Here is an 18,519-nt window from a genome sequence, read left to right on the forward strand (position 1 = left end):
CGATCAGCGCAGCGCCAGGGCGACGTGCTGGCTGGAGCCGTGGGCGAAACGCTCCCGGCGGCGCTCGATCGAGCTCGGGATCCGCAGGGACTCGCGGTACTTCGCCACCGTGCGCCGGGCGATGTCGACGCCCTCCCCGCGCAGCTTCTGCACCAGCGCGTCGTCGGACAGCACGTCGTCCGGCGTCTCGCCGTCGACGAGCTGCTTGATGCGGTGGCGCACCGCCTCCGAGGAGTGGGCGGCGGCGCCGGCCGCCCCGGGGATCGCCGCGGTGAAGAAGTACTTCATCTCCAGGGTCCCGCGGCTCGTGCCGATGGCCTTGTTGGAGGTGACCCGCGAGACGGTCGATTCGTGCATGCCGATCGCCTCGGCCACGGTCTTGAGGTTCAGCGGCCGCAGGTGGGTGACGCCGTGGACGAAGAAACCGTCCTGCTGGCGGACGATCTCGGTGGCGACCTTCAGGATGGTGCGGGCACGCTGCTCCAGCGAGCGGGTCAGCCAGTTGGCGTTCTGCAGCGCCTCCGACAGAAACGCCTTGTCGCCCTCCGCGGCGGCGTTGCGCGAGACGCGGGCGTAGTAGCTCTGGTTCACCAGGACCCGGGGCAGCGCCTCGCTGTTCAGCTCGACCAGCCAGGAGCCGTCCGGCGCGGCGCGCACGAACACGTCCGGAACCAGGACCTCGACGGCGCTCGACCCGAAGGCCCGGCCCGGCTTCGGGTCCAGGCGCCGGATCTCGCCCAGCATGTCGACGAGGTCCTCGTCGTCGACGCCGCAGAGGCGGCGCAGCGCGGCGAAGTCCCGCTTGGCCACGAGGTCCAGCCGCGAGACCAGCGCCTGCATCGCCGGGTCGAACCGGTCGCGCTCGCGCAGCTGGATCGCGAGGCACTCGGCGAGGTCGCGGGCCGCGATCCCGGGCGGGTCGAAGGTCTGGACCAGCGCCAGCATCCGGCCGACGAGGGCCGGGTCGGCGCCGAGGCGCTCGGCCACGCCCTCCACCGTCTCGCGCAGGTAGCCGGCCTCGTCGACGGCGTCGATCAGGAACCCGCCGATCAGCCGCTCGGCCGGATCCCGGGTCGCGAGGTCGAGCTGGCCCGCGAGGTGCTCGCGCAGCGAGGTCTCGGCCGTCAGGGTCGCCTCGAAGTCGGGGGCCTCGGCGTCGAAGCTGCCGCCGGTGCTGCCGTAGGGCGGCGGCGTCAGCGAGAGCATGTCGCCCCCGCCCGCCTCGCGCGCCTGGACGGGGCTCTCGTCGGGGAAGACGTTGTCGAGGCGCGTGTCGAAGTCGCTCTCGATCTCGCCGCGGCTCGGGTTGAGGTCGACCGAGAGCCACGATTCGGGCTCAGCCGCCTCGAACCCGTCCGACCCCGCCTCGTCGGCGTGGCCGCCCGATTCGGCGGCATCGCCCGCGGCCGGCAGGTCCGGCTCGGCGCGCTCCAGCAGCGGGTTGCGCTCCAGCTCGGCCTCGACGTAGGCCGAGAGATCGAGGTGCGACAATTGCAGAAGCTTGATCGCCTGCAGGAGCTGCGGCGTCATCACCAGGGCCTGGCCCTGACGCACTTCCAGCCGTTGCACCAAACTCATGCGAGGCCCCGATGCCCTTCCGGCGCGGTTCGCCAGCCGGAGCCACGCTGCTCACGGCATGGTTCTTGCTTGTTCCGTTGCGCTTTCTCTAGCCCGATCCGGCCCGCGCGTCAAAGCGCGACCGCGCACGCGGATGTTGGCAAGTGCACAGCGCTGCCGCGCCCGTGGCGCGTCGGCCACATCCCGGTCTTCCACCCCGCAGTCTGAAGGCAGATCTTAAAGGAAGGTTTGCGCATTCGTCCGCGCGCGTTTGCCAAGACATCCGAAAATCGCCGGCATTGGTTTGTCTGGTTGCAGACGCTTCGTCCGCTAGATGCAATATCCGCTCGCTATTGCGTGTTGATCCGAGCATGGCTCGGGGGTGCGCCCCGGTTCCCGCACCCGAGCCGGAGCGCGGATGTCGATCTCTGCGTACGCGTCTGCCGAATGCCGCATCAGAACCGCCTTCTGGCTGCCCTATCCGAGGCGGATGGCGCGCTGCTCCGGCCTCATCTCGAGGCGATCGACCTTCCTCTCGGCAAGGTGCTCGTCGAGCCGGCCGCCACGATACCGCACGCGGTCTTCATCGACACCGGCCTGTGCTCCGTGGTGTCGACCATGGCCGAGGGCGGCCGCATCGAGATCGGACTGTTCGGACGCGACGGCATGGCTGCGCCGGCGCTGCTGCTCGGAACCGACACGATCCCGTACCAGATCTTCATGCAGGTTGCCGGTCGCGGGCGCCGGATCTCCGTGTCGGCCCTGCGCGAAGCCCTGCGATCCAGTCCGTCGCTGCGCAACCTGCTGCTGCGCTACGTCCAGACCTTCCTGATCCAGGTTGCCCAGACCGCGATCGCCAACGCGGGCGCGCCCGCCGAGGAACGGCTCGCGCGGTGGCTCCTCATGTACCACGACCGGCAGGACGGCGACGATCTGTCGGTGACGCACGAGTTCCTGTCGATCATGCTCGGCGTACGCCGGCCGACGGTCACGGTCGCGATCCACACCCTCGAGGGCGCCGGCCTGATCCGGGCCCGGCGCGGCCGGATCCGGGTCCTGAGCCGCATGCGCCTGGAGGAGGCTGCCGGCCAGACCTACGGCCCGGCCGAGGCCGAGTACGAGCGCCTGATCGGCCCGCTGCGGCGCCCTCAGAGCACGCTGGCCTAGGGCGCTTCGGCCACCACGGCGCCGGCCGCGCGGCGTGCCGTCGACGTGCGGCCGGCGCATCGCGCTCAGGACGTCGTGGGCGAGGCGCTCGGCCGCGGCCCGGTCGGGCAGCTCGTCGCCCTCCCGATCGGCGATCGGCGTGCCCCGCCGTCGGGATCGGAGCGCCATTCCCCTGTCGGAGCGGAGTCGGGGCCTGAGCAGGGTGTCGGACCGGCGCGGACCACGCCGGGCGGGGGGCCGGCCGCCGCGCACCCGCCGGGAGGAGCAGCGTGCGCGCGGGCGGCCGCGGCATCGTGCGCGCCGACGCCTGCGGGTCGGACCATGCCGGCCCGATCGGACGTTCGCGCAGAGGATCCGGCGCTCCGAACGGCGTCCGCCGCACCGGGGCCTATGTCCACACTCATACATTTTTTTCGAGGGCGGCCGGATCGCGGCCCGGAGAGCCGCGTTTCCTGCCCGGTCGCCGCGACGCGAGGGTCGGGCGTCCGGTCGCGCGAGGCCATGCCGGTGCCCACACACAGGTTAACGACATCGCTCAGGTCGCGGCGCACGCTCGTCATCTGGCCGTGAGGTTCTGCGCCGTGCGCTACTTCACCGATTTCACCGACGACCGCGGGCTGTCCCGCGACGAGGAGGGGCTGCCCTTCGCCGATTGCCACGCGGCGTGCCTGTCGGCGACCGAGGCCCTGGTCGAGGCCGCGCAGGACCGGCTCCGCGTCCGGGCGGACCGGCCGGCTCCCGGCGATGCCGGCTTGGTGCTGGAGACGCGGGTCCGGGACGCGACCGGCAGCACGGTCTTCCGCGCCCGCCTCACCCTCGACCTGGACTGGCAGGCCGCCGACGGCTGAGCGCGGGCCCTACCAGCCGCAGTTCGGGATCGGCGGCTGCGCCTTGGCCATCGCCGACTTCTCGATCTGCACCATCGCGCCCCAGGCGTATTTCTGGGCGTGGGGCGTGACGTTGGCGAAGAGGCAGCCGAGCTGGAAGTGGGTCGCGCCCATCTCGCCCGCGAAGCCCATGCAGTCCAGGAAGGTCCAGGTCTTGGGTACCGGGGTCATGGACCGCCAGCGCGGCATCGCGACCGGCGAGCAGACCTTGATCGCACCGGTGCCGTCATCGGCGTTCAGCGCGTCGCCCGGGCTCTGCGCCGCGCCGGGCTGCACGGAGAGGCCGAGCAGGAGGGTCGCCGCGAGGGGGGCTCGGCAGGAGATCAAGGCGTGTCGGCTCATCGGTTCAGCGCATCGTCCACCACAGGGCCGCGAGGATCGCGAAGCCGACGACGTTGTAGAGGATCGCCCAGATCCACACACCCAGGACGGCGCGGCTCGGCTGCCGTGGCCGCGACCGACCGAGCCGCAGGCGGTTCCGGTCCTCCGGGGTCGGCCAGATCGCCGCCCGGGGAGCCTTGAGGAGCCGCGTCAGCGCCTCCGGGAGGTGCGGGCCGGGCGGTGTCTCGCCGGTCATGGCGGTCTCCGATGCGACGATGGGCCGTTCCGAGGCGGGCGGGAGCCGGACCTGTTCGGGCGACCGGCGGCCGGGCGCCGCCGCCCGCCGCTCACAGCACCGTGCCGGGTGCCTGCGGGTAGTACTGGTAGGCCCAGGTCTCGGAGAGCAGCCGGTCGCCCGATCTCAGCTGCAGACGCATCTCCACCGGATCCGGTCCCTCGGCGTAGACCTTGAGGAAGACCCGCCAGGGGCTCGGCTTGCCGTAGGGCGCCCAGGTGGCGCCGACCTCCTCGACGCTGCCGCGCGACAGGGTGAGCGCGACCGTCGCCTTCTCGGGATCGAGGCCCGACAGGGCCGCGCCCTCGAATTCCAGGACGAATTGCCGCACGAGGTTGGCGCGACCCGGCCGCCGGTCCGCATCCGCGAGCCACGCGGCCTTGGTGGCCCGGGTCGCGACGCACCGGGCGAGATCGGTGGCGACCGGCTCCGCGACGGTCCAGCGCAGCCGGTAGGCGAAGCTGCGGTCGGACCCGGCCTTCGGCGCGTCGTCCGGCACCCAGAGGGCGACGATGTTGTCGTCGGTCTCCTGGTGGGTCGGGATCTCGACGAGCTGGACGCTGCCGCGGCCCCAGTCGCCCTGCGGCTCGACCCAGATGTCGGGCCGGTTCTCCTCGAAGCCGTCGTCGATGTAGGTCTCGTACGCGCGGTCGCGCTGGAGCAGGCCGAACCCCCTCGGCGACCGGTCCGCGAAGGCGCTGACGCTGAGGCGGGGCGGGTTGTTGAGCGGCCGCCAGATCAGCTCGCCGGACCCGGTCTGCATCAGCAGGCCGTCGGAATCGTGCACCTCGGGACGCCAGTCGCTCGCGAGGAAGCGGCTCATGCCCTCCGAGTACCAGAGCATCGAGGTCAGGGGCGCCATGCCGAACCGCTCCACCGCCTCACGCATGTAGACCGTGCAGGCGACGTCGATGACGACGTGCGGCTCCTTCCGGGCGACGAACCGGTAGGCGCCGGTCAGGCTCTGGCCCTCGAGGAGCGCCAGCACGGTCACGGCGCCGTCCGAGGCCGGGCTGACGTAGAAGCGGGTGAAGACCGGGAACTCCTCGGTCTTCCCGGGCCCGGGCGCCGTGTCGATCGCGATGCCCCGGGCCGAGGCGCCGTACTGGGCACCGTCCCCGGCGGCGCGGAAGTAGGACGCGCCCAGGAAGGCCAGCCAGTCGCCGTCGTCGCCCGGCTGGCCCGCGGGCGCCTTCTGGAACCGGAATCCCGCGAAGCCCGCCCCGTCCGGGACGTCCTTGGCCGGATTGCCGGGCGGGTAGGTGAAGAGGTCGTGGGCGTACAGCACCTCGCGGGCCTGCCCGCCCTCCAGGGCGTAGACCTTCACGGGGTGACGGAAGAAGTTGCCGAGGTGGAAGAAGGTCACCGGGTAGGGGCTGTCGGCGAACAGGGCGTGGCCCGGCGGGTAGCGGATCTCCTGGAGCGGCCCGTAGGTCAGGGCGTCGAGGGCCGCCGAGGCGGGGGCCTCCGGCGGCGGCGCGTAGGGGCGGTCCCGCAGCGTCCGGGCGAGGTCCTTCAGCCGGTCGAGATCCATGGGCTCCGGCGGCGCCAGGCGCGGCCTGCCGGCGGCCCGGGCGAGGCCGGGATACGGCGCGAGGGCGAGGAGCCCGATGGCGGTCAGGACGCGGCGCGTGATCAAGCTGGAACCCCCCGATGCGGCCGGGCCTCGCGACCCGCGCCGCCCTCTAGCCACGCCGGCGCGGCGGCGCAATTTCCCGGCCCGCGGCTCAGCTCCGCGGACCGCAGCTGCCGGTGCTGCCGTCGGTCGTCCAGAGGTTGGCACCGCCTCCCGGCGGGCACTGCCCCGGCAGCGCCAGGGTGATCAGCTTCGCGAAGGTGCTGGCCTCGTCCTCGCCGTAGCCGATCTCCCCGACCATGCGCCCGGTCCTGTCGAACAGCGCCACAGTGGCGGAATGCTCCATCGTGTAGTCGCCGTCCTTGGTCGGCACGCGCTTGTAGGCGACGTGGTAGGCGTCGGCCATGCGGGCGACCTGCTGCGGCGTGCCGACGAGGCCGCGGATCCGCGGATCGAACGAGGCCAGGTACTCCCGCAGGGCGTCGGGCGTGTCGCGCTCCGGGTCGAGGGTGACGAAGACGACGTTGAGGCGGTCCGCGTCGCGACCCATCCGGCCGAGGGCGGCCGACAGGGTCGCGAGCGTCGTCGGGCAGACATCCGGGCAGTGGGTGAAGCCGAAGAACAGGACGGACGGCTTGCCGCGGAGATCGGCCTCGGTCACCGGGCGGCCGTCGACATCCGCCATCGTGAACGGCCCGCCGACCTTCCGGGGATGGCTGAACCGCGAGCCCTGCTGGAGGACGATCGCCCCGGTGCCGGTGGCGACCACGGCGATGAGGGCGGCGGAGGCGATGAGGGCGAGAGGGCTCGGTGCCATGCTGTGACCTGCGACGGCGCGTCGAAGCGGACGGTATCGATGCGGCCAATATGGGGTCCGTGTCGACCGGCGTGAGGCCCGGCGCGCCGTGCGGGACCGGGCACCGAGCCGGGAACGGCGCCGGGAACAGCGCCAGGAACACGCCCGGGCGAGGCCGGTTGGCCAGGATACGGGCGGTCGCGCCATCCGGTGCCGGGACGCCCGTGGCCGCGCCGGGATCGGTCGATCCCGTCGGGCCCCGGCCGGGCCGCGCGCCCGACCGTCCCTTCCGCGACCGTGTACGGGAGCCGCCCCAGATGGCCCAGCAGATCCCCGTCGACCCGCAGGCCCGGGCCGACGATCCCCGCCGCGACGCCGAGCGGGACGACGCGACCCACGCCATCGCCGACGACGTCGCCTACCAGCGCCACGTCCTGGTCAACGTCGTGTTCGTGGGGGCCCCCGGCGCGGGCGACCGGGGCTGGGTCCTGATCGATGCCGGCGTGATGGGCGCCAAGCGCGGGATCCAGGCCGCCGCCCGGGCCCGCTTCGGCGCGGGGGCCCGGCCGGCCGCGATCGTCCTGACCCACGGCCATTTCGACCATGTCGGCGTCCTGGAAGACCTCGCGGAGGAATGGGATGTCCCGGTCTACGCGCACGTCCTGGAGCGGCCCTATCTCGACGGCAGCGCCGCCTACCCGACGCCGGATCCGAGCGTCGGCGGCGGCCTCCTGGGTCGCCTGTCGCCGCTGTTCCCCACCCACCCCGTCGACGTGTCCGGGCGGCTGCACCACCTGCCGGAGGACGGTTCGGTGCCGCCCCTGCCCGGCTGGCGCTGGATCCACACGCCGGGCCACGCGCCCGGCCACGTCTCGCTCTGGCGCGAGTCCGACCGGACGCTGATCGCGGGCGACGCCTTCATCACCACGGCGCAGGAATCCGCCTACGCGGTCGCCACGCAGGCGCCGGAACTGCACGGGCCGCCGATGTACCTGACGATCGACTGGCCGGCGGCGCGCGCGTCGGTGCGGGCGCTCGCAGCGCTCGCCCCGGAGCGGGTCATCACCGGGCACGGCCGGCCGCTGCAGGGGCCCGAGATGCGCCGCGCCCTCGACGCCCTGGCGGAGGATTTTGACCGGGTCGCGGTCCCGGAGACGGGCCGGTTCGTGGAGCACCCGCTCGGGGCCGCCGACGGCTCCGCCTACCGGGCGCCGCGCTGACCCGCGCGACGCCGCGCGGGCGGCGTCCCACGCCTCACGAGGCCCGCGCCAGATCCGGGAACGGGGCCGGGGATCGCGCGGCGGCGAGCACGTCGTCCATCTCGGCCTTCGGCATGGCGTGGCCGAACAGGTAGCCCTGGCCGAAATGGCAGCCCTGGTCGGACAGCCAGTCGAGGCTGGCGTCGGTCTCGATCCCCTCGGCGGTGGTGGAGAGGCCGAGGCTCGCCCCGAGCTTGATGATGGCGTCGACCAGCTTCGCCCGCTCGTCGCTCATCGTGATGGCGTCCACGTAGCTGCGGTCGATCTTCAGCTTGTCGAACTTGAGTTCGCGCAGGTGGTACAGGCTGGAATAGCCGGTTCCGAAATCGTCCAGCGCGATGCGCACGCCGAGTTCGCGCAGGGACAGCAGGGTCGTCCGGGTCGCCTCCAGGTCCTGGATCAGGGCACTCTCGGTGATCTCGACCTCCAGGCGCTGCGGCGGGAAGCCGGTCTCGGTCAGGATCCCCAGGATGCGCTGGGCGAGCCACGCGTCCTGGAACTGCTGCGGGGCGATGTTCACCGCCAGGATCAGGTGGGGCGGCCAGGCGCGGGCATCCAGGCACGCGCGGCGGATCAGCGTGTAGCTGAGATCCGCGATCATCCCGGTCTCCTCGGCCACCGGGATGAACTCGCTCGGTCCGACCAGCCCGCGCGACGGGTGGCGCCAGCGCGCCAGCACTTCGACGCCGACGATCTCCCGCTCGGGGAGCGACACCACCGGCTGGTAGAAGGGCTCGATCGCGCCCGTCTCGATGGCGCCGCGGAGTTCCGTCTCCATGCGGGCGCGGGCGCGCAGCTCCGCGTCCATGGCGCTGCGGAAGAACCGGAAATTGCCGCGCCCGTCCTTCTTGCCCTGGTACATGGCGAGGTCGGCCGCGTGCAGGATCGCGTCGGCGTCCCCGTGCTCGGCCGACACCGCGGCGACGCCGACCGTCGCGCCGACCTTGAGGTCGTTCTGGCTCCACGTCACCGGCTCGGCGATGCGCCCGATGACCGCCTGGGCGAGACGCCTCAGCGCCTCGCTCTCGTAGCGGAGCGGGACCAGCATGGCGAACTCGTCGCCGCCCAGCCGGGCCGCCAGGCCGCCCGACGGCACGAGCTGCTGGAGGCGCTCGGCCACGGCGCACAGGACCGCGTTCCCGGCCGCGTGGCCGTAGAGGTCGTTGACCGGCTTGAACCGGTCGAGGTCGATGAGCAGCACCGCCGCGTCCCCGGCGCCCGACGCGTGCGCCCGCTCCACGGCGTCGATGAAGCGGCGGCGGTTCGCCAGACCGGTCAGCCCGTCGTGCCGGGCGATCGCCTCGGCCTGCGCCGCCGCGGCGGCGCGCTCGAGCATGAGCCGCCGGAGGATGATCGACTTGCGGATGCTGGCGCCCCACTGCGCCACGCCCATGCAGGCGGCGAGCAGGAGGAGATCCGTGAGGTTGTAGGTGGCGACCAGGGTGTTGAGATACGCGAAGGTCCCCAGCGTGACGCCGACGAACCAGATCCCGACGCCGATCACGAGCAGGCACAGGGTCTCGTACAGCTCGCCGCGGCCCCAAGCTTTCGACGTCTCGATCGGCATGGTCAGGACCCGGTTTCCAGCGTCAGCGCGAAACATGCTGTCCGCTCATGCGCTGTAAAACAGCCTCCGGACGCGGGCGCCTATCTACATCGTTACGTGACTTTGTCTTGGTTTAATTTGAATTAAAGCCTGCACCACTCTCCGGCGCGCGCGGCTCGATCACGCGCAGGTGTCCCACCGCGCGGGAATTTGCCGCACAAGCCCTGGTCACACCCTCGGCGGTCCGGCACCGGACCGGCGCCGTCACGCCTCGCCGACGGCGTTCGGACGTTGCGCGCCTGCGCGGCTCTCCTGGAGGGCTGCGGCCGCCTTGACGATCGACAGGATCCCGCCGCGGGTCGTCTCGTCGGTGATGCTGGTGAAGGCCAGAACGAGTTCCATGACCTTCGGATCCTCGAACAGGGCTGCGGGCCCGACGCGTCCGCCGCCGGTGTCCCGCGGATCGGCGAAGAAGGTGTCCACCGGCACCTTCAGCAGGTCGGCGATGGCCTGAAGCCGCCCGGCGCCGATGCGGTTGCGCCCCTTCTCGTACTTCTGAACCTGCTGGAAGCTGACGCCGATGGCCTGACCGAGGTCGGTCTGGCTCAGGCCCTGTGCCACGCGCAGCGCCGCGATACGGCCGCCGATCGTGCGATCGGTCTCGGTGGCGGACTTGGGCTTCGGGGAGGACGACATCGGACGGAAACCTTCGGCATGCGGGACGGGGGCGACTTACCGGGTGTCGCGGTAAAAAACACAACCAAAAACTGCTTAGTGCACCAATAAGTTGCGCAAGTCCTAGTTGCACCGGGCGCATGGCTTGGCTGTTGGTTGTACGCCCACGGTCATCGAAACCGCAATGGCGGGCGGTGTCTGTCACGCGGCGCACAATTCATCGCGACCGTTCCACCGGTTTTCGCCCAGGCGCGAGGCCAGTCAGCCGCTCTACAGGACGACTCGGCGGAGATCGGGCGTCGCGATGTAAAGTACCGACATCGTGGATGATCGTCGCGCGCAGCCACGGATGTGTGAAGCCGCGCACCGCGTCGAGGAATTCCGCCCGCCGCTTCTTCGCAAGACAGCGGCGCCGCGCGCCGTGAGCGGGAATGTCGACGCCGGCAAGGCGCGGTCGCTATTGTCGCCAGGATACTGCGGTTATCGTAGGTCCAAACACTTTGTGTTCCGATCGTGAAAATCTATGAAATGATGTATTCAACGGCCAAGCCCTGCGGTACGGTCGGCTTCCCATCACAGCGCCGGCGTCGATGACCGATCTTCTCGCGACCTTCCAGGAGCCGACCGCCTCTGCCGGGCAGGCCGAGCCGGTGACTGAGAGGTCAGCCCTGCGGGCGCATATCGCGCGGATCCTGCGCAAGCTCCCTTCCGCCAAGGCGGCAGGCGCGGCGCGCTGATGGCCTCCGGGCCGTCATTCGGTCCCCGGCCCGTTTGAACTGCGACTTGCTCCGTGTGGTTGAGCCAGTGTCACTCCTGACAACGACACGGCGGGAAGACCACGTATGATGTCTGAATCCGGTTTCCGGCTCGGGGCCGCACGTCCGGCTTGGCGCATGGCGGCGGCCGTCGCGGCCGGGTTGGGCGTCGGCTCGCTGACCGGCTCTCTCGCCGATGGCGCCCGTGCGGCCGAGGCGATGCCCTCCGTCGACCTGACGATGACCGCGGAGAACGGAGCCGCGACATGCGCGCCCGCCGAGCTGCGTCTGCCCGCCGAGTCGGATGTCAGCATCCGGGTGCAGAACAAGTCCACGAGTCAGATCGTCCTGACCGCGCCCCAGATCTTCGAGAACAAGAACGTGCTCCACCACGACGGCGACGTCGTGCACGTGGCCAGCAACGACGGCTATACGGTCAAGCAGAACGGCCAGGGCGAGATCCGCGTGCGGACGATCGCGGCCGGCCAGTATCCCTACGGCTGCACGAGCGTGAACGACAGGTCCCAGCCATTCCGCGGAACCCTGACCCTCAGCCCGGCGGCGCGCTAGCGGCCCGCCGCGTCGGTGTGGAGGCGCTCGGCGACCGGAGAAGGACCGGGCCCCGGCTGGCCCACGAATCCGAGACGGGCCGGACCGACCCGATCTCGCCGGACGCGACGGCCTCCACGGTCGCGCGCCTCGCCGAGCATGCTCGCGGCTGCGCCGCTCGGCGAGAGGCCCCTCGCCTCGGCGCGTTCTGCCGGCGCACCGGTCCGGGCGTACTCCATGGCGAGCGGCTCCTCGGAGTAGACGTGCTCGCCGGCCTCCAGGGCGGCCTCGGTCACCACGCAGCGGCAGGGTTCCGTTCCCGACCCTCATCGACTGGGCGTCGGATCCGCTTTCGGATCGGTCACTGGCCGGTTCGGGTGCCCGAATGCGGCGCGCCCGGATGGATTGTACACGGCGCGGTCGCCGAAAACGGTGGCGCACTTCGGTCGAACAGGCGTTTAACGCTCCGTTTACCGTGCTGTCCGAGAGTTCCAGCCTCAACCGGAGCCCCTGAACAGTCATGCTTGATGTCGCGTTCTGGTGGTGCGTGGCCGTGGCGCTGACCGGATCGGTCGGCCTCGTCGGCCTGGCCCTCTTCACTGGACGGGGCGCCCGCTCGCGGCCGCGCGGCGTCAGGCTGGCCCGGACCGAGCCCCTCGTGCTCCGTCACTTCGGGCGCGCGTAGATCGGCGGCCACCGGCCCGACGACGGACGTCCGAGATCTGTCGGTTCGCGGCCGGTTCGATCTCGGGTCGGCACGGTCCGGCCGGCCCGGACGACGCGAAGATCCGGATGGCGCGAAGATCCGGATGGCGCTCGGCCGGGCCCGTGCGGCCGATCGCTTGTCGCGGACGAGGAATGGTCGGCGCGGCGGCATCCGAACTCCGGACTCCCAGGGTCACGATTTCGAAGGGGGGAACGGCGCCTGTCGCTGGGCCTCACTCGGCGCGGCCGCAGCACATGCGGAGCATCAAGTCTCTGTAGATGGCCTGCGCCTCCTCGATCCGTTCCACGAGGCAGTACTCATCCGTCTTGTGGCACTGCGCCGCTTCGCCGGGGCCGACGATCAGCGTGGCGACACCGTCAAAAGCCGGCACGAGAGCCGACGCATCGGTGAAGTAGGGTGCCCCGGCCGGTTCCGCCGCTGCCCCCGTCCGCTCTCGCAGCAGCGCCAGGAGCGGGGCAGCGGACGGATCGTCCGGCTCGGTCGCGAAGCCCGGGAAGCTCGTGACGATCCGGATCTCGGCCTCGGGTCCGAAGAGGCGGCCGAGTTCGACGACGAGCGCCGCGTGTCTCTGATCCGGGAGGGTCCGGATATCCACGGTGAACTCGGCGCAGTCAGGGACGGAGTTGATATTCTCTCCACCGCGGACGGTGGTGACGCAGGCCGTGGCGCTGCCCAGCAGTGGATGACGGGCGCCGAGATCGTAGCCTTCGAGCCTCCGGATCCACTCCGCGACCTTGCTGATCGCGTTCTCGCCCTCGTGCGGCATCGAGGAATGCGCCGTCCGCCCGCGCGCGGTCACGACGACGCGGAGAGAGCCCTTATGGGCGAAGAGGGCGGCATTCGACGTCGGCTCTGCCACGATCAGGAGTTCGGCTGGCCCGAGACCCTTCTCGCGGGCGACATGGAATGCGCCCTCGCATCCGGTCTCCTCTCCGGCGGTGATCACGAGCGTGATACCGCGGTGAAAGCTGCGCCCGTCCTCGATCAAGTTGCACGCAGCCGCCACGAACGCGGCCACGCCCGCCTTCATGTCGCTGGCGCCGCGGCCGTACAGCCGGCCATCCTGCACGATCCCGTCGAAGGGAGGGAATTGCCACTCGTTCGACCCGAGTGGCACGACGTCTATGTGCCCAGTGAAGCAGAGCGGCTTGCCGTTGGCCGTCCCAGGCATGCGCGCGACCAGCGTTGGCCGATCCCTGGCGAATTCGTAGCTGACGACATCGAACCCGTATCCGGTCAGCAGGCGAGCGATGAACTCGGAACATTCCTTCTCCTCACCCGGAGGATTGATCGACCGGAACCGGATGAGCTGCTTCGCGAGGTCGACAGCGTTGAGGGGCATCGGTGCTTCCACGTGAAATTTCGCGCCGTTGCCGACGGCGGTCTCCAGGGCACGCGTGTCGAGACGACGACCCTGCAGCTTCATCGGCGATGGACCGCGCTCGGGAGGGCCCGAGCGGTTCGGGCGACCGGGCTGGGTCGCCTGCGGAATGACCGCTCGTTGTGGGGAGCGGTCTGCCCGCTGCGAGTGGAGCATGCATCGGAGCGGCCGTCGCGATCCGATCCGCCTGCGACACTCATCGGGCGCGGGAGAATGAAGTCTCTTCCGCGCACCGGCGAACGAGGAACGCGTGCATTCGCCGCGCGGGCCGCCGAAATCTCGCCGGAAACGTTGAGCCAGAGAGCGATTTCGCGCGAACCACGCGATATTGGGCGACGGTGAAAACGGACGAAATCCGGCGTGGTTCCGAGGACAATGGGAATATATATTCTCACACAAATTGATGTACGTCATGAAATCCTGTTATAGCATGTTTAAGATGATGGGCATCGTCGGCTGACTCGCGACAGGTGTCGGCGACTGGGAGAGCCGTGCGCTTCCACCTGCAAGGCGAAGGTGGAGCGACATGCCGTCAGCCCCCGATAGGCAAGTGACATCAGCTCTCATTCGCAAGTTGGAAAGCATCACCGCCCTCTCCGAGGTCGAGCGTGAGGCCATCCAGAGCTTGCCCGTGAGGACGCAGGTCTTCGGCGCGCACCAGGACATCGTGCGCGACGGCGACACGTCCTCGCAATGCTGCCTGATCCTCGACGGCTGGGCCTGCCGCTACAAGCTGCTCAACCAGGGCAAGCGGCAGATCCTGTCGTTCCACGTTCCGGGCGATATCCCGGATCTGCAGAGCTTGCACCTGCCGACCATGGATCACAGCCTCGCCACGATGAAGCACACGACCGTCGCTTTCATCTCGCATGAGAGCCTGCGCGCTCTGACCGCACGCTTGCCCGATCTCGCCGCGCTCCTGTGGCGCGATACCTTGATCGACGCGGCGATCTTCCGCGCCTGGATGACCGGCTTGGGCCGCCGTTCGGCCGACGAGCGGATCGCACACCTGTTCTGCGAGATGTACCTGAAGCTCCAGGCTGTGGGGCTCGCCGGCGATTACCGCTGCCCGATGCCGATCACGCAGATGGACCTGGCGGATGCGCTGGGTCTCACGCCCGTCCACATCAACCGCGTGCTCATGGGTTTGCGCAGCCGAGCCCTGATCACGCTCCGCAGCCGCACGCTGGTGATCGAGGCGTGGGAGGAATTGATGGAGGTTGCTGAGTTCGACCCCCGGTACCTGCATCTGGACAGGCGCGCTGCGTGAGGCTTCGCCTCCACCGACCGTCCGCCTTCGGGGCGGGGCGATGCCGCTCCGAATACCCGGGTGGGTCGTTGGCAGCCGCGGGGAGCGTTCTCAGCGGGGTGCGCGCCAGCGTCCAGTCTCAGTGGGTCTCGCCACTCGCCAAGCCGTTGGCCTCCGGCCGTGCCAGCGCGCGGCTCGCTCCCTGAGCGGCGCCGGTCTCCTGGTCGGAGGCCTCGGGGCCGCGCGAGGCTCGGAGACGGTCGGATGCGTGGCCACGGGCTTCGGCTACCCGCCGCGCCCAGCAGTGCACAGACCGCGAGGAGAGCGTGAGTCGCCCCATGGGCGGTTCTGGCGCCCCGTGGTTCCCCGTGCGCCGTCCGTTCCGCCTCGGCCTGCGGGCGGACTGGCGGCCGTTGATGGAGAAGCCTTGTTGCCCGAAGGCTCTAATGGTCGGAGTGGCGGGATTCGAACCCACGACCCCTAGTCCCCCAGACTAGTGCGCTAACCGGGCTGCGCTACACTCCGACGCCGCTAGGGCTCGCGGCTCTTAGCCTCCGCGCCTCGCCCGCGCAAGCCCTCCGGCGCGCGCGGGCCGCGCGGAGATGCTGGCTCTCGCGGGTCAGGCCCGCTACGGGGAGGCCTCACCCCGACACTTGCCCGAGGATCATGACGGACCGACCGATCGCCTTCGATCTCACGCGCCTCGTCACGCGGCTGCGCCACGCGAGCCCGTCGGGCATCGACCGCGTCGACCTCGCCTACGCGCGCGCCTATCTCGGCCGGGCGGAGACGGGCGTCGGCGTCGTCGCCACGGCCTTCGGACCGCGCATCCTCGATCGCGCGCAGGCGCTGGAGATCGTCGAGGCGGTGGCGGCCGGCTGGGTCGAGGACCGGGACGCCGGGTCGGACCCGGTCTACCGGCGGCTCGCGTCCCGGTGCGGCGATCCCGCCGCCCCGCCGTCGCCGCTCGCCGCGCCGCGGACCGGGTCCGCCGAGAGGCGCCGGATCCAGGCGCGCAAGACCGTCGACATCGCGCTGCGTGGCCGGTCGGTCGCCGTCCTGCCCCAGGACGCGCTCTACCTGCACACCTCGCACCTGCGCCTCGACGACCCGCGGCGGTTCGACTGGCTCTATACCCGCCGGGACGTCCGGGCGGCGTTCTTCGTCCACGACCTCATCCCGATCACCCATCCGGAATACGGCCGGTCCGGCGAGGCCGACCGCCACCGGGCGCGCCTGCGCACGATCGGGCGGCACGCCTCCGCCATCCTGGTGAATTCGGAGGATACCGGCCGGCGCACCCTCGCGCACCTCGCCGCCGAGGGGTTCGGAAGGCCGCCGGTGGCCGTGGGCCATCTCGGCGTCGAGCCTGCCTTCGGGCGCGACGGACCCCGGTTCACGCCCGACCGGCCGACCTTCCTGGTCTGCGGCACCATCGAGTCGCGCAAGAACCATCTGCTGCTGTTCCAGATCTGGCGGCTCCTCGCCGAGCGCCACGGGAATGCCGCGCCCCGGCTCGTCGTGGTCGGTCGCCGGGGCTGGGAGGCGGAGAGCGCCATCGACATGCTGGAGCGCTGCCCCGGCGTGCGCGCCCACGTCATCGAGGCCTCGGGATTGTCCACGCACGGTCTGGCGGCGCTCATGCGCAGCTGCACCGCCCTGCTGATGCCGTCTTTCACCGAAGGGTACGGCATTCCCGTCGTCGAGGCCGCGGCCTCCGGGCTGCCGGTCGTCGCCTCCGACATCGCGGTCCATCGCGAGATCGCCGACAGCTTCGCGCTGTTCCGCGATCCCCTGGACGGTCCGGGCTGGATCGAGGCGATCGAGGCGCTCGCGCGGCCCGGCGCGCCCCTCCGGTCCGAGCTGGCCGGTCGTCTCGACGGGTATCGGCCGCCGGACTGGCCCGCGCATTTCGCCGCCGTGGCGCCGACCCTCGCGGCGCTCTGAGAGGGGGCCGGCCCGCGCCGGGCCGGCAACGGTCGGCCCGCCTGCCGGCCGGTCGCGCGCCGACGACGCACGTTGCGCCGCCGAGGTCTGACGAATAAGGAAAAGCGTCAGTCAACCAGCCTGGCCGAGAGCGGGCGGAACGGAGATCCTGCCGATGCGGGTGGTCGACCTCGATCGCGAGACGGTCAAGCGCGGGCTCGATGACGGCTCGATGCTGATCATCGATGTCCGTGAACCGCATGAATACGCGGCCGGGCACATCCCGGGCGCCGTCTCGCACCCGCTCTCGAGCTTCGATCCGCGGGCGGTCGCGGCCCTCGTGGCGGAGGACGGCCGGCGGGCGGTCTTCTCGTGCGCCGCGGGCGTCCGCTCCGTCCACGCGCTGATGGCCGCGCAGAACGCCGGGCTCGACCTCGCCGAACATTACAAGGGCGGCTTCAAGGACTGGTACAGCGCTGGCGAAACCGTCGACTGATCAACCGTTTCAATCCGGCTCGCGAGGCCGTGATGTGCGGTCGCGCACAAGCAACACCGTCGACCGCGGGTTACGGCGCACCCGCGGCGGAACAATCGTCAAGCTCGGCGCGACCGGACGGTCGGCCAACGGACAGCAGGACCCGATGCGCAGCCGGCTTCCCAGCCTTCTCACCGTCTTGTCAGGCCTGATCGCGGGTCTCGCGGCAGGGCCCCTCGCGACCCCCGCCCGCGCGCAGGCGCCGGGCGGCCCGCCGCCCAAGGTCACCGTGGCCAAGCCCGTGGTGCGCCAGATCGTCGAGCAGGATCAGTATACCGGTCGCTTCGACGCGATCGAGTACGTGGAGGTCCGCGCCCGGGTTACCGGCTACCTCGAGAAGATCAACTTCGTCGACGGCCAGACGGTGAAGAAGGGCGACGTCCTGTTCGTGATCGACCGGCGCCCCTACAAGGCGGCGCTGGAGCAGGCCCAGGCGGCCCTGGCCTCCGCCAAGGCGCGCCAGTCCTTCTCGCAGACGGACCTGGAGCGCGCGCAGACCCTGTCCCGGAGCGGTAACATCTCCGAGCAGGTCACCGACCAGCGGCGGCAGGCCTCGCAGACCGCCCAGGCCGACGTCGACAGCGCCCAGGCCGCCCTCAACAACGCCCAGCTGAACTACGACTTCAGCGAGGTGAAGGCGCCGATCAACGGCCGCATCAGCCGCCGCCTGGTGACCGAGGGCAACATCGTCAGTGCCGACCAGACCATGCTGACGACGATCGTGTCCCTCGACCCGATCTATTTCAGCTACACGGTCGATGAGAAGTCGTTCCTCAAGTACCAGAACAGCCTCGGCATCGGCATGGGCCAGACCCAGCAGGGCAAGGGCGTGCCGATCCTGATCGCGCTGTCCGGGGAGGCGAAGCCGACCCGCAAGGGCACCCTCGACTTCGTCGACAACCGCGTCGACAACGCCACCGGCACGATCCTGCTGCGCGCGACCGTCCCGAACCCCGACATGTTCATCAAGCCCGGCCTGTTCGGCATCGTCTCGATGCCGGCGACCAAGCCGTTCCAGGGCATCCTGCTGCCCGACGAGGCGGTGTCCGCCAACCAGGACAAGCGCATCGTCTACATCGTCGGACCCGAGAACGTGATCCAGCAGAAGGACGTCGTGCTCGGGCCGAAGGTCGACGGCTACCGGGTGATCCAGTCGGGGCTGAAGGGCGACGAGACCGTGGTGGTCAACGGCCTGTCCCGCGTCCGTCCGGGCGCGAAGGTCACCCCCGAGACGATCGAGCTGCCGCCGAGCAAGACCTGAGCCCGCGCGGCTCGACACGAACGCCTTCGTGCGCGCCGCGCGGCGCGCCCCGCACCG

19 protein-coding genes and 1 tRNA gene are annotated in these 18,519 nt (G+C 70.8%); 10 read left to right on the top strand and 10 right to left on the bottom strand.

Features of this window, described 5'->3' with window-relative positions:
• Positions 1–3: 3 nt before the first annotated feature.
• On the bottom strand, positions 4–1,578 hold the full coding sequence (gene rpoN / locus BKE41_RS13420; protein ID WP_043073757.1) for an RNA polymerase factor sigma-54: 1,575 nt from the start codon (positions 1,576–1,578) through the stop codon (positions 4–6).
• Between the two features lie 426 nt (positions 1,579–2,004).
• Here rpoN and BKE41_RS13425 point away from each other — a divergent pair, with 426 nt between their 5' ends.
• The gene (locus BKE41_RS13425; protein WP_012319389.1) at positions 2,005–2,724 is read left to right on the top strand and encodes a Crp/Fnr family transcriptional regulator; all 720 of its coding nucleotides are present in this window, start codon (positions 2,005–2,007) and stop codon (positions 2,722–2,724) included.
• A 581-nt stretch (positions 2,725–3,305) separates the two neighbouring features.
• Positions 3,306–3,572 (top strand): hypothetical protein, encoded by a 267-nt coding sequence (locus BKE41_RS13430; protein WP_012319390.1) that lies wholly within the window; start codon positions 3,306–3,308, stop codon positions 3,570–3,572.
• Positions 3,573–3,581: 9 nt separating this feature from the next.
• On the opposite strand, the gene BKE41_RS13435 is transcribed toward BKE41_RS13430, so the two are convergent.
• The 4 genes from BKE41_RS13435 to BKE41_RS13450 all read right to left on the bottom strand — a co-directional run bounded on the left by BKE41_RS13435 (position 3,582) and on the right by BKE41_RS13450 (position 6,620).
• Positions 3,582–3,953 carry a hypothetical protein gene (locus tag BKE41_RS13435; protein ID WP_012319391.1) on the bottom strand — a complete coding sequence of 124 codons (372 nt, stop codon included), beginning with the start codon at positions 3,951–3,953 and terminating at the stop codon, positions 3,582–3,584.
• A 4-nt stretch (positions 3,954–3,957) separates the two neighbouring features.
• Positions 3,958–4,188: a hypothetical protein gene (locus tag BKE41_RS13440; RefSeq protein ID WP_012319392.1), complete on the bottom strand. Its 231-nt coding sequence runs from the start codon at positions 4,186–4,188 to the stop codon at positions 3,958–3,960.
• A 91-nt stretch (positions 4,189–4,279) separates the two neighbouring features.
• The gene (locus BKE41_RS13445) at positions 4,280–5,866 is read right to left on the bottom strand and encodes a glucan biosynthesis protein (RefSeq protein ID WP_070999556.1); all 1,587 of its coding nucleotides are present in this window, start codon (positions 5,864–5,866) and stop codon (positions 4,280–4,282) included.
• Positions 5,867–5,954: 88 nt separating this feature from the next.
• Positions 5,955–6,620, bottom strand: a complete 666-nt coding sequence (locus BKE41_RS13450) for an SCO family protein (RefSeq protein ID WP_029359657.1) — start codon at positions 6,618–6,620, stop codon at positions 5,955–5,957.
• A 296-nt stretch (positions 6,621–6,916) separates the two neighbouring features.
• On the opposite strand from BKE41_RS13450, the gene BKE41_RS13455 reads away from it, so the two are divergent.
• Positions 6,917–7,819 (top strand): MBL fold metallo-hydrolase, encoded by a 903-nt coding sequence (locus BKE41_RS13455; protein ID WP_071000685.1) that lies wholly within the window; start codon positions 6,917–6,919, stop codon positions 7,817–7,819.
• A 34-nt stretch (positions 7,820–7,853) separates the two neighbouring features.
• Here BKE41_RS13455 and BKE41_RS13460 read toward each other — a convergent pair whose 3' ends face one another.
• Both BKE41_RS13460 and BKE41_RS13465 read right to left on the bottom strand, forming a co-directional pair.
• Positions 7,854–9,425, bottom strand: a complete 1,572-nt coding sequence (locus BKE41_RS13460; protein ID WP_024829974.1) for an EAL domain-containing protein — start codon at positions 9,423–9,425, stop codon at positions 7,854–7,856.
• A 243-nt stretch (positions 9,426–9,668) separates the two neighbouring features.
• Positions 9,669–10,100, bottom strand: coding sequence for a helix-turn-helix transcriptional regulator (locus BKE41_RS13465; protein WP_029359654.1), 432 nt, complete (start codon positions 10,098–10,100; stop codon positions 9,669–9,671).
• Positions 10,101–10,669: 569 nt separating this feature from the next.
• On the opposite strand from BKE41_RS13465, the gene BKE41_RS31190 reads away from it, so the two are divergent.
• Positions 10,670–10,816, top strand: coding sequence for a hypothetical protein (locus tag BKE41_RS31190; protein ID WP_158682005.1), 147 nt, complete (start codon positions 10,670–10,672; stop codon positions 10,814–10,816).
• Between the two features lie 156 nt (positions 10,817–10,972).
• Positions 10,973–11,404, top strand: a complete 432-nt coding sequence (locus BKE41_RS13470; protein WP_245295956.1) for a cupredoxin domain-containing protein — start codon at positions 10,973–10,975, stop codon at positions 11,402–11,404.
• On the opposite strand, the gene BKE41_RS13475 is transcribed toward BKE41_RS13470, so the two are convergent.
• Positions 11,401–11,679, bottom strand: a complete 279-nt coding sequence (locus BKE41_RS13475) for a hypothetical protein (RefSeq protein ID WP_159392748.1) — start codon at positions 11,677–11,679, stop codon at positions 11,401–11,403. The genes BKE41_RS13470 and BKE41_RS13475 overlap by 4 nt on opposite strands.
• A gap of 224 nt (positions 11,680–11,903) precedes the next feature.
• Here BKE41_RS13475 and BKE41_RS31645 point away from each other — a divergent pair, with 224 nt between their 5' ends.
• Positions 11,904–12,068 (top strand): hypothetical protein, encoded by a 165-nt coding sequence (locus BKE41_RS31645; RefSeq protein WP_012319399.1) that lies wholly within the window; start codon positions 11,904–11,906, stop codon positions 12,066–12,068.
• Positions 12,069–12,321: 253 nt separating this feature from the next.
• On the opposite strand, the gene BKE41_RS13480 is transcribed toward BKE41_RS31645, so the two are convergent.
• Positions 12,322–13,536, bottom strand: a complete 1,215-nt coding sequence (locus tag BKE41_RS13480) for a M20 family metallopeptidase (RefSeq protein ID WP_159392749.1) — start codon at positions 13,534–13,536, stop codon at positions 12,322–12,324.
• Between the two features lie 481 nt (positions 13,537–14,017).
• Here BKE41_RS13480 and BKE41_RS13485 point away from each other — a divergent pair, with 481 nt between their 5' ends.
• Positions 14,018–14,761 carry a Crp/Fnr family transcriptional regulator gene (locus tag BKE41_RS13485; RefSeq protein ID WP_024829971.1) on the top strand — a complete coding sequence of 248 codons (744 nt, stop codon included), beginning with the start codon at positions 14,018–14,020 and terminating at the stop codon, positions 14,759–14,761.
• 426 nt (positions 14,762–15,187) lie between these two features.
• Here the strand turns inward: BKE41_RS13485 and BKE41_RS13490 are convergent.
• Positions 15,188–15,265 (bottom strand) — tRNA-Pro (locus tag BKE41_RS13490).
• Between the two features lie 141 nt (positions 15,266–15,406).
• Between BKE41_RS13490 and BKE41_RS13495 the strand changes: the two genes are divergently transcribed.
• From BKE41_RS13495 to BKE41_RS13505, 3 genes are all read left to right on the top strand, one after another.
• The gene (locus BKE41_RS13495; protein ID WP_012319402.1) at positions 15,407–16,687 is read left to right on the top strand and encodes a glycosyltransferase family 1 protein; all 1,281 of its coding nucleotides are present in this window, start codon (positions 15,407–15,409) and stop codon (positions 16,685–16,687) included.
• Between the two features lie 154 nt (positions 16,688–16,841).
• Positions 16,842–17,162, top strand: coding sequence for a rhodanese-like domain-containing protein (locus BKE41_RS13500; protein WP_012319403.1), 321 nt, complete (start codon positions 16,842–16,844; stop codon positions 17,160–17,162).
• A 145-nt stretch (positions 17,163–17,307) separates the two neighbouring features.
• Positions 17,308–18,462 carry an efflux RND transporter periplasmic adaptor subunit gene (locus BKE41_RS13505; RefSeq protein ID WP_012319404.1) on the top strand — a complete coding sequence of 385 codons (1,155 nt, stop codon included), beginning with the start codon at positions 17,308–17,310 and terminating at the stop codon, positions 18,460–18,462.
• The last annotated feature ends 57 nt before the right edge of the window (positions 18,463–18,519 follow it).

The sequence above is a fragment of the Methylobacterium sp. C1 genome (assembly GCF_001854385.1).
Classification (GTDB): Bacteria; Pseudomonadota; Alphaproteobacteria; order Rhizobiales; family Beijerinckiaceae; genus Methylobacterium; species Methylobacterium radiotolerans.

What these genes read in the sequence shown, in the direction of transcription:
- rpoN (WP_043073757.1), bottom strand. Translation starts at nt 1,578, where the DNA reads ATGAGTTTGGTGCAACGGCTGGAAGTGCGTCAGGGCCAGGCCCTGGTG.
- BKE41_RS13425 (WP_012319389.1), top strand. Translation starts at nt 2,005, where the DNA reads ATGCCGCATCAGAACCGCCTTCTGGCTGCCCTATCCGAGGCGGATGGC.
- BKE41_RS13435 (WP_012319391.1), bottom strand. Translation starts at nt 3,953, where the DNA reads ATGAGCCGACACGCCTTGATCTCCTGCCGAGCCCCCCTCGCGGCGACC.
- BKE41_RS13440 (WP_012319392.1), bottom strand. Translation starts at nt 4,188, where the DNA reads ATGACCGGCGAGACACCGCCCGGCCCGCACCTCCCGGAGGCGCTGACG.
- BKE41_RS13450 (WP_029359657.1), bottom strand. Translation starts at nt 6,620, where the DNA reads ATGGCACCGAGCCCTCTCGCCCTCATCGCCTCCGCCGCCCTCATCGCC.
- BKE41_RS13455 (WP_071000685.1), top strand. Translation starts at nt 6,917, where the DNA reads ATGGCCCAGCAGATCCCCGTCGACCCGCAGGCCCGGGCCGACGATCCC.
- BKE41_RS13460 (WP_024829974.1), bottom strand. Translation starts at nt 9,425, where the DNA reads ATGCCGATCGAGACGTCGAAAGCTTGGGGCCGCGGCGAGCTGTACGAG.
- BKE41_RS13465 (WP_029359654.1), bottom strand. Translation starts at nt 10,100, where the DNA reads ATGTCGTCCTCCCCGAAGCCCAAGTCCGCCACCGAGACCGATCGCACG.
- BKE41_RS31190 (WP_158682005.1), top strand. Translation starts at nt 10,670, where the DNA reads ATGACCGATCTTCTCGCGACCTTCCAGGAGCCGACCGCCTCTGCCGGG.
- BKE41_RS13470 (WP_245295956.1), top strand. Translation starts at nt 10,973, where the DNA reads ATGGCGGCGGCCGTCGCGGCCGGGTTGGGCGTCGGCTCGCTGACCGGC.
- BKE41_RS31645 (WP_012319399.1), top strand. Translation starts at nt 11,904, where the DNA reads ATGCTTGATGTCGCGTTCTGGTGGTGCGTGGCCGTGGCGCTGACCGGA.
- BKE41_RS13480 (WP_159392749.1), bottom strand. Translation starts at nt 13,536, where the DNA reads ATGAAGCTGCAGGGTCGTCGTCTCGACACGCGTGCCCTGGAGACCGCC.
- BKE41_RS13485 (WP_024829971.1), top strand. Translation starts at nt 14,018, where the DNA reads ATGCCGTCAGCCCCCGATAGGCAAGTGACATCAGCTCTCATTCGCAAG.
- BKE41_RS13495 (WP_012319402.1), top strand. Translation starts at nt 15,407, where the DNA reads ATGACGGACCGACCGATCGCCTTCGATCTCACGCGCCTCGTCACGCGG.
- BKE41_RS13500 (WP_012319403.1), top strand. Translation starts at nt 16,842, where the DNA reads ATGCGGGTGGTCGACCTCGATCGCGAGACGGTCAAGCGCGGGCTCGAT.
- BKE41_RS13505 (WP_012319404.1), top strand. Translation starts at nt 17,308, where the DNA reads ATGCGCAGCCGGCTTCCCAGCCTTCTCACCGTCTTGTCAGGCCTGATC.